Annotated in this window: 14 protein-coding genes; 5 read left to right on the plus strand and 9 right to left on the minus strand. The window is 64.6% G+C overall.

Features of this window, described 5'->3' with window-relative positions; translation table 11 throughout:
• Window positions 1–37: 37 nt before the first annotated feature.
• The 8 genes from ACFW3F_RS04385 to ACFW3F_RS04420 are packed head-to-tail and all read right to left on the minus strand — an operon-like array spanning window position 38 to window position 7,464.
• Window positions 38–907, minus strand: a complete 870-nt coding sequence (locus ACFW3F_RS04385; protein ID WP_388054688.1) for a sulfurtransferase — start codon at window positions 905–907, stop codon at window positions 38–40.
• Window positions 904–1,611: an alpha/beta hydrolase gene (locus ACFW3F_RS04390; protein ID WP_388054690.1), complete on the minus strand. Its 708-nt coding sequence runs from the start codon at window positions 1,609–1,611 to the stop codon at window positions 904–906. The genes ACFW3F_RS04385 and ACFW3F_RS04390 overlap by 4 nt, the downstream gene beginning before the upstream one ends.
• Entirely contained in the window at window positions 1,608–2,453 is an 846-nt protein-coding gene (locus ACFW3F_RS04395; RefSeq protein ID WP_388054692.1) for an amino acid ABC transporter ATP-binding protein, read from the minus strand. Before ACFW3F_RS04395 ends, ACFW3F_RS04390 begins: the two co-directional genes overlap by 4 nt.
• The gene (locus tag ACFW3F_RS04400) at window positions 2,450–3,391 is read right to left on the minus strand and encodes an amino acid ABC transporter permease (RefSeq protein WP_388054694.1); all 942 of its coding nucleotides are present in this window, start codon (window positions 3,389–3,391) and stop codon (window positions 2,450–2,452) included. The genes ACFW3F_RS04395 and ACFW3F_RS04400 overlap by 4 nt, the downstream gene beginning before the upstream one ends.
• The gene (locus tag ACFW3F_RS04405; RefSeq protein ID WP_388054696.1) at window positions 3,388–4,329 is read right to left on the minus strand and encodes a transporter substrate-binding domain-containing protein; all 942 of its coding nucleotides are present in this window, start codon (window positions 4,327–4,329) and stop codon (window positions 3,388–3,390) included. Before ACFW3F_RS04405 ends, ACFW3F_RS04400 begins: the two co-directional genes overlap by 4 nt.
• Before the next feature lie 35 nt (window positions 4,330–4,364).
• Window positions 4,365–4,865: an Rrf2 family transcriptional regulator gene (locus ACFW3F_RS04410; RefSeq protein WP_388054697.1), complete on the minus strand. Its 501-nt coding sequence runs from the start codon at window positions 4,863–4,865 to the stop codon at window positions 4,365–4,367.
• A 29-nt stretch (window positions 4,866–4,894) separates the two neighbouring features.
• The gene (locus ACFW3F_RS04415; RefSeq protein WP_388054699.1) at window positions 4,895–6,232 is read right to left on the minus strand and encodes an LLM class flavin-dependent oxidoreductase; all 1,338 of its coding nucleotides are present in this window, start codon (window positions 6,230–6,232) and stop codon (window positions 4,895–4,897) included.
• The gene (locus ACFW3F_RS04420; protein WP_388054701.1) at window positions 6,229–7,464 is read right to left on the minus strand and encodes an acyl-CoA dehydrogenase; all 1,236 of its coding nucleotides are present in this window, start codon (window positions 7,462–7,464) and stop codon (window positions 6,229–6,231) included. Before ACFW3F_RS04420 ends, ACFW3F_RS04415 begins: the two co-directional genes overlap by 4 nt.
• A gap of 360 nt (window positions 7,465–7,824) precedes the next feature.
• On the opposite strand from ACFW3F_RS04420, the gene ACFW3F_RS04425 reads away from it, so the two are divergent.
• The 3 genes from ACFW3F_RS04425 (at window position 7,825) to ACFW3F_RS04435 (ending at window position 11,708) form a co-directional block, all read left to right on the plus strand.
• Window positions 7,825–8,709, plus strand: coding sequence for an NAD(P)H-dependent oxidoreductase (locus ACFW3F_RS04425; protein ID WP_388054703.1), 885 nt, complete (start codon window positions 7,825–7,827; stop codon window positions 8,707–8,709).
• A gap of 377 nt (window positions 8,710–9,086) precedes the next feature.
• On the plus strand, window positions 9,087–10,265 hold the full coding sequence (locus tag ACFW3F_RS04430; protein WP_388054705.1) for a hypothetical protein: 1,179 nt from the start codon (window positions 9,087–9,089) through the stop codon (window positions 10,263–10,265).
• 9 nt (window positions 10,266–10,274) lie between these two features.
• The gene (locus ACFW3F_RS04435) at window positions 10,275–11,708 is read left to right on the plus strand and encodes a phosphotransferase (protein WP_388054707.1); all 1,434 of its coding nucleotides are present in this window, start codon (window positions 10,275–10,277) and stop codon (window positions 11,706–11,708) included.
• Between the two features lie 30 nt (window positions 11,709–11,738).
• On the opposite strand, the gene ACFW3F_RS04440 is transcribed toward ACFW3F_RS04435, so the two are convergent.
• Window positions 11,739–12,425 (minus strand): TetR/AcrR family transcriptional regulator, encoded by a 687-nt coding sequence (locus ACFW3F_RS04440; RefSeq protein WP_388054709.1) that lies wholly within the window; start codon window positions 12,423–12,425, stop codon window positions 11,739–11,741.
• Window positions 12,426–12,689: 264 nt separating this feature from the next.
• Between ACFW3F_RS04440 and ACFW3F_RS04445 the strand changes: the two genes are divergently transcribed.
• Both ACFW3F_RS04445 and ACFW3F_RS04450 read left to right on the plus strand, forming a co-directional pair.
• Window positions 12,690–13,403, plus strand: coding sequence for an MlaE family ABC transporter permease (locus tag ACFW3F_RS04445; protein ID WP_388054968.1), 714 nt, complete (start codon window positions 12,690–12,692; stop codon window positions 13,401–13,403).
• A gap of 3 nt (window positions 13,404–13,406) precedes the next feature.
• Window positions 13,407–14,258 (plus strand): ABC transporter permease, encoded by an 852-nt coding sequence (locus tag ACFW3F_RS04450; protein WP_388054711.1) that lies wholly within the window; start codon window positions 13,407–13,409, stop codon window positions 14,256–14,258.
• Window positions 14,259–14,309 lie beyond the last annotated feature (51 nt).

Consider the following 14,309-nt stretch of genomic DNA (forward strand, 5'->3'; position numbering starts at 1 on the left):
CCGACCAGGCTCTGCATCTCTCGGACCACCACAGTCATCAGGGCCCGGTCTCGACCTCACGTCCCGACGACGCCCACTCCGACCACGAACCCGGGTACAGCGCGGTCGCGTCGTGCCCGGCGTGCTCGAGTGCCGTCAACAGCACCGCGGCGGTCACACCCGAACCACAGTAGGCACCCACCACACCACCGGGCGGCGGTGATCCGAGTGCTTGGGAGACAGCTTCTCGTATCGCATCGGGTGTCCCGAACGTGCCGTCCGCGGTGAGCACGGAGGTGAACGGCAGGTTCCGCGCGCCGGGAATGTGACCGGCCACAGGGTCGATGGGCTCGGCGGCGCCACTGAAGCGTTCCGGCGCCCGAGCGTCGAGGAGTCGTCCTCGTGCAGCGAGGTCCAGCGTCTCGTCTGGGGTCAGGGTTCGAAGCACACCCGAGTCGAGGTCGTCATAGGTGAGGTGGACAGATCCAGGATCAGGGACGACGGGTCCTTCGTGAACCGGCAACCCCTCCCGCGTCCACGCTCTCCATCCACCGTCGAGAACCACCACGTCGGTCAATCCGGCAGCGAGGAGAACCCAGCGACCGCGGCTCGATCCCGCTGCGTTCCAGTCGTCGTAGAGGACGACTCGCGAGCCGTCGTCCACCCCCCATCGGCGGAGTGCGGCCTGCAGATCCCGACCCGAGGGCAGCGGGTGGCGTCCGCGCCCCGGAATCGAGTGGTCGCTCAGATCGGTCTCGAGGTCGACGTACACGGCACCCGGGATGTGGCCGGCGGCATATGCCTCGGAACCGTCGGGTTCGGTGAGACTCCATCGGACGTCCAGGACTCGAGTCGAGTGCGAGGGTGCGTTGAGTTCTTCGTACAGTTCGCGCGCCGAGATGAGTGGCGACCGCACATCCGTTGTCACCGTATGGCCTCCGCGCTGAGTGACCGCTGAGCGAGAGGTGCCCGGCCGTCGTGACGGACCTGTTCGAGGAAGGAGACGATGGACGCCGCCACAGTCCGGTGGTGGACGCTGTTGAGGACGTCATGACGCCCCGACTCCACGACCGTGAGGTGATCGATGCCGAGCTGCCGATATCTCCCATCGGCCGTGTCGAGTGGAGAAACGCGGTCGTCCTCGCCGTGTAGCGCCAGCACCGGCACATCGATGGTTCCGGAGGCCACGGACGGCGGGAGATCGGCGATGAGCTGACCGGCGGTGATGATCGCGGAGTCGCGCAACCTGCCCTGTTGAGTGGGGCAGCTCGCGCGCGCCTCGATCTCGAGTTCGGCGGTCAGCGCGGATGAATCGGGGTCGTCGGGTCCGGGCAGCCCGACGAGAACGACGGCATCGATGGCCGACGGGTCCACCCGGGCGATGTCGGCGGCCCGGATCGCGCCGGCATCGATACCGATGACGATCTGCGGGACATCGCCGTCGGCCCGGACGGCAGTGGTGACCGCGTCGGGTCGGACGTGGACCGCATACCCGTCTGCTGCCAGCCGGTCCGCGAACCGTTGGTACACGGCGGGAGTGTCTCCCCGTCCTATGAGCACATGGACTTCGCCTCGCGTGCGCTGCGGGGCACGCGCCGGGACGACGAGCACATGAGCTGGTGTGGTGGTCACGTGATTCCTTTCGAGTGTGTGGATCGCGCGATGGATTCCTGCTGATGTGGGCTGTCGAAGAACGCGCGTATGACCGGTTCCGCACTGCCGAACACATCGTCGGGTGCGCCCAGTCGAACGACGGAACCCTTGTCCATGAAAGCGATCCGCGACGCGACCTTGCGCGCGAAATTCATCTCGTGGGTCACGATGACCATCGTGTGGGTTCGCGCTGCCGCAAGACCCCGAATGACGCGCAGGACCTCATCGACGAGGTGCGGGTCGAGAGCTGATGTCGGTTCGTCGAACAGGAGGAGGTCCGGTTCCATGGCGAGCGCGCGGGCTATCGCGACACGTTGTTGCTGGCCGCCGGAGAGTTCGGACGGATAGTGTGACGCGCGATCGGCCAGGTCGACCTGCTCGAGCAGTTCCATGCCCAGTTCGCGAGCACGCGCGCGACCCAGCTTGCGCACATGGATAGGTGCGTGGATGACATTGTCGAGCGCGGTGAGATGCGGGAACAGGTTGAATTGCTGAAATACCATCCCGGTGCGGCGGCGCTGGCGGGTCAGGTCGCTGTCGCGCAGCCGGATGAGCCGCGTACCCCGGGTCTCGTAGCCGAGCAGCTCTCCGTCGAACCAGATTGCCCCACTGTCGATCTCCTCGAGTTGACTGATCGATCGGAGCAGTGTCGACTTTCCTGAACCCGACGGTCCGACGATGCCGAGGACCTCCCCCCTCGCGACGGAGAGGTCGACGTGATCGAGCACCCGCAGGGCACCGAAGCTCTTGCTCACCCCGGCCACCCGCAGCAGCGGGTCAGCTGTCGTCGTTTGCGCGGCCTCTGTAGTCGCCGTGATCATGTGGTCGCTCCGGACATGTTGCGCTGAAAAGGAATCCGTCGTCGTGTCGCGGGACGACGGGTGGCCACGCCGCGCCCGTATCTGCGCTCGAGGCGAGCCTGGACGATGTAGAGCACACTGGTCAGTACCAGGTACCAGAGTGAGGCGACCACGAGCAGCGGGATGATCTTCCCGTTGTTCGTATAGAGCGTCTGTGCCGAATAGAACAGATCGAACACCGACATGACCGACACCAGAGAGGTTGCTTTCAACATCGAGATGACCTGATTGCCGGTGGGCGGGATGATCACGCGCATCGCCTGCGGCAGCACGATCTGACGGGAGATCTGACTGGAGCTGAGTCCGAGAACCTTGGCGGCCTCCGATTGCCCCTGAGACACACTGAGAATGCCTGCGCGAACGATCTCACACATGTATGCCGCCTCGTGCAATGTGAGTCCCAGCAACGCGGCGATCAACGGCTTGATCACGTCGTTGGTGGATTCGGAGAGCACCGTGATGTCGGTGAACGGGACGTGCAGCTCGATGCGAGGTAAGAATATCGCGAAGTTGTACCAGAAGATCAGTTGGATGAGCAGCGGTGTGCCGCGGAAGAACCAGACGTAGACATCCGCCGGCGCACGCAACAGTGGGTTGGCCGAATTCCGCCCGAGCGCCAGGAGCGTACCGCCGAGTGTGCCCAGAACCATCGAACCCACCGTCAGCCATACCGTCGTCCACAGGCCTTTCAGGATCGACGGGTAGGTCAGGTACTCGAGAACGACAGACCACTCGATGTTCGGGTTGCGTACGACACCGAGGAGGATCGCGGCGGATGCGGCCAGCACGACCGAGGCCAGCAACCACCGGACGGGTCGCGGTCGGGCGACGGCGTTCGCGACATCAACGGCCGGTATGGCCGGAGCGTTGTGACCGGCCTCGATCGTGTTGGCACTCATCGTGTTTCCGGCGTCTTCGTGGCGAGGTTGATGCCGAACTTCTCGAGTCGGTTCGACTCGATGCCGTATTTCTGCAGCCATGCGTCATACAGCCCGTCGGTCCGAAGCGCCTCGAAGGCACCCAGCAGGGTATCGACGATCGGGTCGCCCTTCAGGGCGTATGCCCCGAAGTAGAGATTGGGGAACCCGTTGGCCTGATTGACTCCGGCGAGCTCGAAGTTCGGGTCCTGCGAGACGTAGTACGTCAGTGGGATCTGTTGCGAAAAGGCCGCATCCGCACGACCCGAACGTACTGCGAGCACCGCTGCATTCTGGTCGGCGAAGGTCGTGATCGTGATCGGTTCGCGGCCGGTCTTCGTGCACTCCTTGGTGTAGTCGTTGAGAACCTTCTCCGACGGTCCGCCCTGCAACGTGGCGACGGTCGTACCGCACGTGCTCTCCAGTCCCGTGATCTTCTCCGGATTGCCCTTCTTGACGAGGAACACGACGTACTCGCGGATCCAGTCGGCGAAATCGAACGACTCCTCGGTGGTCGACAGGTCGGCCAGCGACGACAGGCTGGCCACGGCGCGCTTGCTCTTGAGCGCGCTCGTGACGTCGCCGATGGACGGTTCCACGGTGAAATCGACGTCGACGCCGAACACCTTCTCCAACGAGGCAGCAACCTCGACGTACATCCCCTGCAGAGTGGTGCCGTCCTTGGCGTAGTAGGCGTAGGGCGGGAACTGGAAGCCGGCAAGTTTGAGAACTCCGGCGTCTCGGACCGACTGCGGCAATCGATCGTGCAGTTCCTGACTGAACTTCGCCTCGGGGATCACCACACTGCTGCTGCCCGCAGCCGAATCGGATGCCGGTTCCGACGTGCTGCAACCGACGAGGCCGAGGGCGAGGCCGACCGCGAGAGCGGTCGAGACAACGGTGCTACGAAGGGATCTCACTGAATCTCCTGTGCTTGAAGGGTGAAGACTGGGGTCTACTGCTGGTGGGGGCGGACGGCGGTGGGGCTCTGTGGGTCGTACGTGTGGCTGATCCAGGCGTCCGGGGCGGCGGCGGGCTCGGTGATGGTTGCCGGAAGCGTGCCGTCGACGAGGTCCTGCAAGGTGACGGTCTCGAGCACTGTGCGAAGGGCCACGCGCATGGCGACCCACACCATTTGCAGATTGGCCGCCGGTTCGTCGTATCCGAGGTCCTGGGGACACTCGCCGCGGACGGAGACCAGCGGCCCGTTGAGCGCCCTCAGGACATCGGCGAGTGCGATGTCGGACGCCGGCCTCTGCAGTCGATGTCCCCCACCGGTACCTCGCTGACTGACGACGAACGATGTCCTCCTGAGCTCCGACATGATTGCCTCGAGGAACTTGTGGGGGATGTTCTGGCTATTCGCGAGGTGCTCCGAGCTGACCAAGTCGTCGGGGTGCGCGGCCAACTCGAGCAGCGCACGAAGGGCATAGTCGGACTTCGCCGAGATGCGCATCGATTCACCTTCCCTGGTTCGACATGTCGTCAGACGCGACCGTCTGAAGCGAGCTCGAGACCGAGGTTCGATCGGAGCGTTGCCGCCGTGTACTCCGCCCGGAAGAGTCCGCGTTCCTGCAGCACGGGTACGACCTCGTCGACGAACGTCTCGATACCGCCCGGCGCGATGGGCATCATGAGGTTGAACCCGTCGGCGGCGCCGCTGGTGAACCAGTGCTCCAGGGTGTCGGCGACCTCGGCGCCGCTCCCCACGATCGCCGACATGCCCAGGGGCGCCAGCCCACTGACCCGTCGCGCGAGCTCCCCGATGGTCGGCGCGTCCGTCGACGCCAGATGGCGCAGCTGGACGAGACCGGTCACCGATCCGTTGAAATCGTCCGGCTCCGGGAACAGTTCGACCGGGACGCGGTCGTCGGGCGCATAACCGCTCAGGTCCACGCCGATCATCCCGCCGAGCCACCGCACGGCATCCGGGCCCACTTGCGTGAGATCTTCGATATGCCGGACCAGGTCGCGCGCCTGCGCCGACGTCTTCGCCACGTACGGGACAAGGCCCGGGAGCACCTTGACGGAGTCGGCCGCACGGCCGTGCCGGACCGCGCTCTCCCGGACTCGCCGTCGGGTCTCGGTGGTCTCGCCGATGGACAGAGACCGTGCGTAGACCGCCTCAGCATGTGCGCCGGCCAAGTCGATTCCGCTCGACGAGGCGCCGGCCTGCACGATGACGGGCCTGCCCTGCGGAGACGGCGGAACGGTCAGCGGTCCCGCCACCTGGAAGAAGCGGCCACGGTGGTCGATCGTCTCGATCCCGCTGCGGTCGGCCATCACCCCGGTGTCCCGGTCGATGACGAGTGCATGTGGTTTCCAGCTCGACCACAACCTCGTGAGGACGGCGGCGAACTCATGGGCCCGCTCGTAGCGTTCAGCGTGGCCGATGTGGTTGTCGCGACCATGGTTTCGTGCCACAGCGTCGCCCGCAGAGGTCACCAGGTTGACGCCCGCGCGCCCCCCGCTGAGGAGATCCAGAGACGCGATCTGTCGCGCGACGGTATACGGGTCGGAGTAGCTCGTCGACACCGTCGGGAGCAGACCGATGTGGCTCGTCACGCCTGCAAGTGCTGACAACAAGGTGATCGGTTCGAACGGGGTGTTCGCGAGGACGTCGTTCGGGTCCGGACGGAGCGCGGGGGTGTCGGCGATGAAGATCGAGTCGAACTTCCCCCGCTCGGCGGTCTGGGCGAGCTGCGCGTAGTAGTCCAGGTCGAGCGCGCGATGCGTCTGGCTGTCCGGGTGCCGCCATGCGTAGTTGGCATGTCCGACACCACTGATGTTGAAATGCAGCGACAGACGTCGTGTGGTCGTCACCGGTGGCTTCCTTCCGAATCGGCCAGCAACGTGCCGCCTCCGACCTGAAACACGATGTCGGCGACACGGTCGGCGACGACATCGTCGTTGGGTGGGTTGAACATCGCGACGCGCAGGTCGCGGTGATACCGGGAGAGATCGGAGGAGTTCCAGACCGAGGCACCGCCGACCAGACGTGCGGCCGCATCAACGGCCTCGGTGGCATGACGATGTACCAGCGCCTTGACGGCGGGGCCGAGTCCGGGCACGCCGCCCCCGTCCCGCCCGACGCGGGCGAGACCACCGTGCAGCAACGTTTCGGCCTGCAGCAGGGCCAGTTCGAGCGCTGCGGCGTGGGCTCGGGTGCGCGGCTGCTCGTACCGAGCGCCGGGTTGCCCGTCGTTGCGGGACCCGGACGCGAAGTCGAGCGCGGTGGCTCGGGCCGCCGTGGCGATGCCGAGGTGGACCGACGCGAGAAGCAGGGACCACCAGTTGTAGAACGTGTCGGAACGGTCGACATTGGTGTTGGGGTCGTACGCGGTCGCGGCGGCGTCGAGCGGTACGACCACACCGTCGAGGACGACATCGTGTGAGGCCGTTCCGCGTAGACCGAAGGTGTCCCAGGTCTCTTCGATGCGAACGCCCGTACTCGAGGCCGGTACGACGAAGGTGTGGACAGCGGCCTCGTCGGCGATCTGCACGCGAGCGGTGACCAGGATCAGGTCGAGGCCGATCGAACCAGTGACATATCGCTTACGGCCGTGCAGCTCCCAGCCGGCAGCTGTTCTGACGGCGGTGGTCTCAGGCGTTCCGCCTCTGCTGGGCGCTCCACTGCGGCCCTCACTCGCTGCGAAGTTCAACAGCAGATTGTCGCTGGCCAGCTGTTGTGCCACCCCGGTCAGAGCGGGTGTCGTCGTGCCGCTGAGTAGCCGGGTGGCGTGGATGTAGTGCATGGTCAGGACCAGCGCCGCGGACGCGTCGGCGGCCGCCAGTGCACGAATGACAGCGGATGCATCAGCCAGATCCGCTCCGCCGCCGCCTAATTCGGCGGGAACGATATAGGCGGGGAGCCCGGATGCCTTGATGTCGGCGAAGGTTTCCGGATGTGGGATGTCGGTGGACCGCGCACGGTCGCTCACCGCGGGCGCGATGCGTGTCACGGCGCGCAGCGCCGCGCTGCGGTCACCGAGACCGCCGACGGTGAATGGATCGGTATCGACCGATCGACGGTCGACTCCTGCTGTCACGCTCATGGGACCTCCTCGACGCACAGCGATGAACGGAGAGAACTATTGCCCACCGTTCTGGTAGGGATCAACGTGTCCGTGACGCAGGCGCGCCCGACCCAGGTGCTCGAGATCGACGCCCACCACGGTCGCAAGCCGCGACGCGAACCTCACGCCGCCAGGCGATTTCGGTGATCGCGCCGCTGGTCAGAGCCCTGACGCTTCCCAACAGCCCCCCACAATCGACGACTGACGCCGCGCTCGTGATGGGAGCCGTAGCGGGGATTACGATCACCGGAATCAAATCTCTACCCCCCTACCGGGTTGATAGGGAATCCTCTGTGGTGTCGTCGCCGTCTGCGTCGAACAGTTGCTCTGGAGGTTGTCGTGGCACTCATCGCATTGCTGGTCGGAAGCCGGCTGACGGATTCGCCGGCATCGGCTGTCGCCGAGTTCGTCTCGGAGACACTCGACATCGAGGGGCACACCAGCCTCCGCGTGGAGACATCGGCTGTCGATCCGGATGCGGTCATCGACGGCGACACGACGCATCCGTCGGTGGAGGACATGGTCGCGGCGATCTCCGCCTCCGACGCACTGGTGGTGTGCACCCCGGTGGTCAAGGGCCAGTACGCAGGGCTCACGAAGTCCTTGCTCGAACTACTGCCGGAGACGGCTCTCGCACACATGCCCGTCGTGGTGATAGCCGCCGGAGACGCACCCTCGCACATCGATTCCCGGCAGAGTGGGATCGACCTCGCCGTGCGGTCTCTCGGCGGACACATCTGCGCCCCGGCCGTGCATGTCTCCGCGTTCGACATCACCCGCCACACCTGCGCCGTCTCCCTGGATGAAGCCGCCGAGGAGGCCGTCATCGACGCGCTCGGATCGCTGACCGGCGATGTCACCGGTCGGTCGTACTTCGATGCCGACGAAGCGCTGCTCGACCCGGAAGGTGTCGTCAACCGAATCCTGGACGGTGCCGTCCTCCTGGACGTGCGTGCCAATCCCGCGCAGGGTGTGGGATTGCTCCCCGGTGGTGTTCATGTTCAGAAGTCCGACGTCGCCGCGCTCTTCGGACGTCATGAGCACTCCCCCGCCCTGATCGACCATGGCAGGTCGATTGTCGTCGTCTGCAACACCGAGCGCGGCTCGGCACCGACGGTGCGCCAACTGCACGCGCTCGGTTATCCCGACCTGTCTCACGTCCGCGGTGGTGCACCCGCACTGATTGACGCCTTACTGCAGTTGCGGTCGTCCTCCGTTCACTGAGATCGCCAGTCGTGCCTTGACACCTGGCGGACCCGACATCTTCTGTTGAACAGCTCTTTTCGGTCTACTTCGGGCCGTCGTCCCTCCGGAGCACTCCCACCTGCCGGCCGTCGATCCGCCCGATCCGGGCGCCGGGCCGAGACGAGCACTGCCTGCTGTGCGCTCGGCTGCGCCCCGGTCCAGCAGGGGCCGACGCACTCTCACCTACGCGACCCAGACGCATGGGCACGGCTCGGGTGTACGTCCGTCGATCTCGCTCCACGTCATCTCACTCCTGGAGTGCCACGCCGAAGAGCAGACGTTCGTCATCGGTTCCCGCTGCGGCCGCGGCGTGCTGTCGTTGTCTCTCGTCGCCTTGCCGATGTGCGCACCGTCAGGTGCTGTACCAGACCGCCGTTCCCGATACCGCGAATACGCTGCGCAACTCCCAACTGGGCATGATAATCAGCAGCACTGTTAAGTGCCTTAACAACAAGGGAGAGGTCCGGATGGAGAAGTTGAGAGTCATACAGGTCGCCACTGGCACCGTGGGTACGCACAGCCTGCGCACGATCCTCGGGCGGCGGGACATGGAGTTGGTCGGCCTCCTGGCGTTCTCGCCTCAGAAGGTGGGCGTCGATGCCGGGACCATCGCCGGGACAGCTCCGGTCGGCGTCACTGCGACGGATGATTTCGAGGCCATCCTCGGGCTCGACGCTGACGTGGTGGCCTATAACGCCCTCGGCGAGACGCGCGACCCCGAGGCCGCGCTCGATCAGATCTGTCAACTGCTCGAATCGGGAAAGAACGTCTGTTCAACTGCGGTGAGTGTCCACATCTATCCGCAGATCATCAAGTCCAGTCCGCTGCGCGAGCGCCTCGAGAAAGCCTGCGCAACAGGTGGAGTCTCGTTTCACAGTTCCGGGATCAACCCCGGTTACATGATGGATGTCTGGCCGATCTCGCTGTGTCGACTGACGAGAACCATCGACACGATCTACATGACCGAGATGGTCGACATGTCGCGGTACACATCGCGCCAGATCGGCGACTACATCGGCTTCGGCAAACCAGTTGAAGAGCCGCTGGTGCGCTTTCCCAGAGAAGTTGTGACCGAGAGCTCCTTCTATGCCTCACTGCAGATGTTCGCCGACGCGACGGGCCTCGAGTTCGACGATGTCACCCTCGACTGGGAAGTGGCCCCGACGCCTCGAGAGATCGTCACTCCGGTGTACAACGTCGAACCCGGGCAAGTAGGAGCTGTTCGCATCACGCTGCGCGCCTACAAGAACGGCAAGATCAGGGTGGAGAATCAGTGGGTCTGGGTGCTGGGTGAGGATGTCGCTCCCGCGGAATGGCCATATGGCGACGGAGCGTGGAGCGTTCGTGTCGTCGGCGATCCATGCTTGGAGACCCGCATCGAGACCAGCACAGAGTTCGATGCCAAGCAGCCGGACGTCCTGATGACCGGTGTGCAGACGGTCAACGCGATGCCGTCCGTCGTCGCAGCACCGCCCGGAGTCCACACACATCTCGATCTCCCGCTCTTCAGCGGCGGCTTTTTCGCGGAAGCCTGAGTGGCGACCATGGAACTCGAAAACGCAGTACGCGACTGGGTCGAGCAGTTGATCGGCGGGATCGTCGAGAACGTCGAGCACCAGGGCCGTTGGCGTCCCCAGTTCTTCGTCGATGTTCGACTACCGGACGATTCGGTCGTCCCGCTGGTCCTGCGTTACGAACGCGATCCCGAGTACGTCGACCTGTCGGCGTTTCTCTCGCGTTTCGACGTCGCCCACGAGGCAGCAGTCTTGCAGGCCCTCCAGGACACCGACGTGAAGGTGCCGCATCTCTACGGGTTCGACGAGAAGGTCCGCGTCATCGCGATGGAGAGAGTGAACGGTACCAACGAGCTCGTCGAGGACACCGACGACAGCAAGGGCGTCCTCGACGACTTCATCGCCAATCTCGTTGCCCTCCACGCCCTGACACCGCAGTCCATGCCGGCGGTCCAGACCATTCCCACGTCGCCGGAACAACTCGCACTCGACGGCCTCTTCAGATACATGGAAACCGATTACGGTCTCGCCCGCGACCTCATCGGCCCGGAGCCCCTGCTCGACTTTGCCGTGTGGTGGTTGCACAACAACATCCCGCGGGGCCGCACCGAGGCATGTTGGGTTCAGGGAGACACCGGCCCGGGTCAGTTCATGCACGACGGATCCGGCATCACCGCGCTCATCGACTGGGAACTGAGCCATGTCGGTGACCCCATTTCCGACCTAGGTGTGATGCGAATGCGCAACATGCTCTATCCGGTCGGAGAGCTGGCAAATGTCTTCCAGCGCTACCAGGAACTCAGCGGCCGGACGATAGAGCGGTCCACTCTCTGCTACTACACGGTGTTGGCCATGGTCCTCTCACCCCTCGGCCTGTCACCTCGAATCCAGTTCCCCGACGCCGCCGTACCCAGCATGCTGCCTTCGTTCGGCTGGGACGTGACACTTCGACGCGGACTCACCGATGCACTCTGTGAAGCGCACGGTGTCCGCGTCGAAGGACCTGATCTCCCAGTGGCCACCGACGAAGGAGAGCCCGCTCGCAGCGATCTTCATCGCTACCTCGTAGATCACCTCGCCGGCAACTGTCTGCCCATCGCGACAGACGACTGGGACGTCTTCCTCGTTCGGGGCGGCGTGGCGATCGCACAAGCGCTCGAACGCGAACGACGCTTCGGACCCGGACTGGAAGCAGCCGACATCGCAGACATGCGGCAGGTTCTCGGGTCGACTCCGCCGTCCCGCGAAGCCGGACTCCACGCCCTCAAAGAGATCGTCGACCGTGGCCCGGATCGCAAGGCACTCGAACTACTGTGGCTGTTCACCCGGATGCAGCGGCGACGTGAGTTCATCTGGGAACCACTGATGCTCGCCCAGAAGTCCGAACCCTTCGAATGGCTTTATGCGGCAGAGCGCCTCGTCACCGTCGGAGATCACGGGCCCGACCCTGTGGATCGGGCTTGACCTCCATGGGCTCGACTGTTGCCAGAGGGGTCATCGCGCCGACCGTCTCTTCGCTGAGGCCCGCGCCGAGATCACGCCCCCCGGGCGTGACGGCGCCGCCTCATCGGTTGCCGGCAACACCAGTGCATCGATTGCGGGCGCCAGCCAGGTCCGCAGGTAGCTCCGCAACCCAGGTCCGGTGGCCAGAGGTTCGCGCGCACTGGAGACGAACGCGTCGATGATCAGCAACAGCCACGAAGACAGCTCGCGCAGACCGGCGTCGTCGAGGCCGGCGGCCGCCCAATCGACCTCGAGCCGCCGAAGCATAGCCACCGCGAACTCCTGCGAGATGTCGTCGGTGATCCCACCACTGAAGTCGGCTGTGTTGGCGGTGGTGAGCAGGTACATCACCGCGCGATCACCTCGAACCCTCTCGATCGTGCAGGCCATCAATTCCACGATCGCCTCCGACGGCTCCGTGATGTCGCCGACGTCGCGGACGAGTTGGTCCGCGAGGCGACTCCCGATGTCCAGGGCCACTGCCTGCAGAAGTGCATCGATCCCGGGGTAATACCGGTACACGGTTTGTCGCGTCACCTGGAGCGCCTTGGTCACGTCGGTCAGTGTCACGGTCGAGCCGGTCGTCTCGATCAACACGCGCGTGGCGTCGATTATGCGCTTGGCTGCGTCCGCGTCGTCGACGGGCAGCGAACCGCCCCAACCTGTTCTACGTGCCACATTCTCACCTTCACCGGAGTGCCCGACCGTGTTGGCATCACCTTACGACCAGGAAGCGATCGGTCCTGCCAATTCTGAACACACACATCGAACCAATCTGTATGCTCAGGATTCGTTCGGGGAGGAGGTTCGATGACGAGCAGTGAAACCGGGTCGCGGTCGGTGTCCGAGCACGCCGAGTTCAGGTCCAGACTGTCGACTGGATTCTTCTCGGCCAGGGGAAGATTGGGCAACGGCATCGATGCTGTAGGCGGCTTCTTCGCCATGACCCTGGACACGTTCCGATTCACTTTCGCGCGTCCGGTCCAGTTCCGAGAATTCATGGATCAGACCTGGTTCATCGCGCGGGTGTCAACGGTTCCGACAGTCCTTGTCGCGATTCCGTTCACCGTGCTCGTCACCTTCATCCTCAACATTCTGCTCCGCGAACTCGGCGCCGCCGATCTCAGCGGCGCCAGCGCCGCATTCGGCACGATCACCCAGATCGGGCCGATGGTCACTGTGCTGATCGTCGCGGGCGCGGGCGCAACTGCGCTCTGCGCGGATCTGGGCGCCCGCACGATCCACGACGAGATCGCGGCCCTCGAGGTGATGGGAGTCGACCCCGTCAAGCGGCTCGTGGTCCCACGGGTGTGGGCCTCCGCGTTCGTCGGGGTTCTGCTCAACGGATTGGTCTGCACAATAGGCATATTGGGCGGATTCGCATTCTCCGTTCTGTTTCAAGACGTGAACCCGGGCGCCTTCGTCGGGAACTTGACGCTCCTCACCGGACTGAGCCAGCTGATGATCGCGGTGATCAAAGCGGGACTGTTCGGAATGCTCGCCGGTCTCGTCGGGTGCTATCGGGGACTGACCGCCAAGGGCGGACCAAAGGGCGTGGGCGAAGCCGTCAACGAAACGGTCGTCTATGCGTTCATCGGTCTGTTCGTGATCAACATTCTGGTCACCGCCATCGGCGTGAAAGTGACGGGAGGATAGGTCATGGTGTTGGCTGGATCGGATCTGGTTGCGCGTTCGCGGCGACGGGCGAGACGCGTCTCGGCGGCAGTCGACGACGTCGGCGGCGAGGTCGAGTTCTTCGTCGCCGCCGTCAGGGGGATACCTCAGGCGCTCCGCCACTACCGAAAGGATGTCATCCGGCTCATCGCCGAGATCGGCATGGGCACAGGAGCGCTGGCGGTCGTGGGCGGAACGGTGGTCATCGTTGCCTCACTCACCCTCTTCACCGGAGGGACGATCGCCATTCAGGGCTACAGTTCGCTGGGAAACATCGGCATCGAATCCCTGACCGGCTTCCTCGCAGCGTTCATCAACGTCAGAGTCGCCGCGCCCGTGGTCGCAGGCATCGGACTCTCGGCGACGATCGGTGCGGGGTCCACCGCCCAGTTGGGCGCCATGCGCATCAGTGAAGAGATAGACGCGCTCGAGACAATGGGCATCCGCCCACTGCCTTACCTGATCAGCACGAGGATCATGGCGGGGACCCTGGTCGTCATCCCGTTGTACTCAGCCGCGATGATCGCGTCGTTCTACGCGTGTCGATTCGCGACCGTGAGCATCTACGGCCAGTCCGGTGGCCTTTACGACCACTACTTTCGGACCTTCCTGCAACCGGTCGACATCCTCTGGTCGTTCTTTCAGGCAATCGCCATGGGAGCCGCAGTCATGTTGGTACACACCTACTATGGCTTCACCGCCTCGGGTGGGCCCGACGGAGTCGGCCGCGCAGTCGGCAGGGCCGTTCGCGCGTCGTTGATCGTCGTTGTCAGTGTCACGCTGCTGATCTCACTGGCTGTCTATGGCGCCACCGGCAACTTCCACCTGTCGAGTTAGCGAGCGGTCACCAATGCAGAACCACCGAAGGAAGTTGTACGCGCTCGGTCT

It is taken from the genome of Gordonia sp. NPDC058843, assembly GCF_042743165.1.
In the GTDB taxonomy this organism is placed as follows: domain Bacteria; phylum Actinomycetota; class Actinomycetes; order Mycobacteriales; family Mycobacteriaceae; genus Gordonia.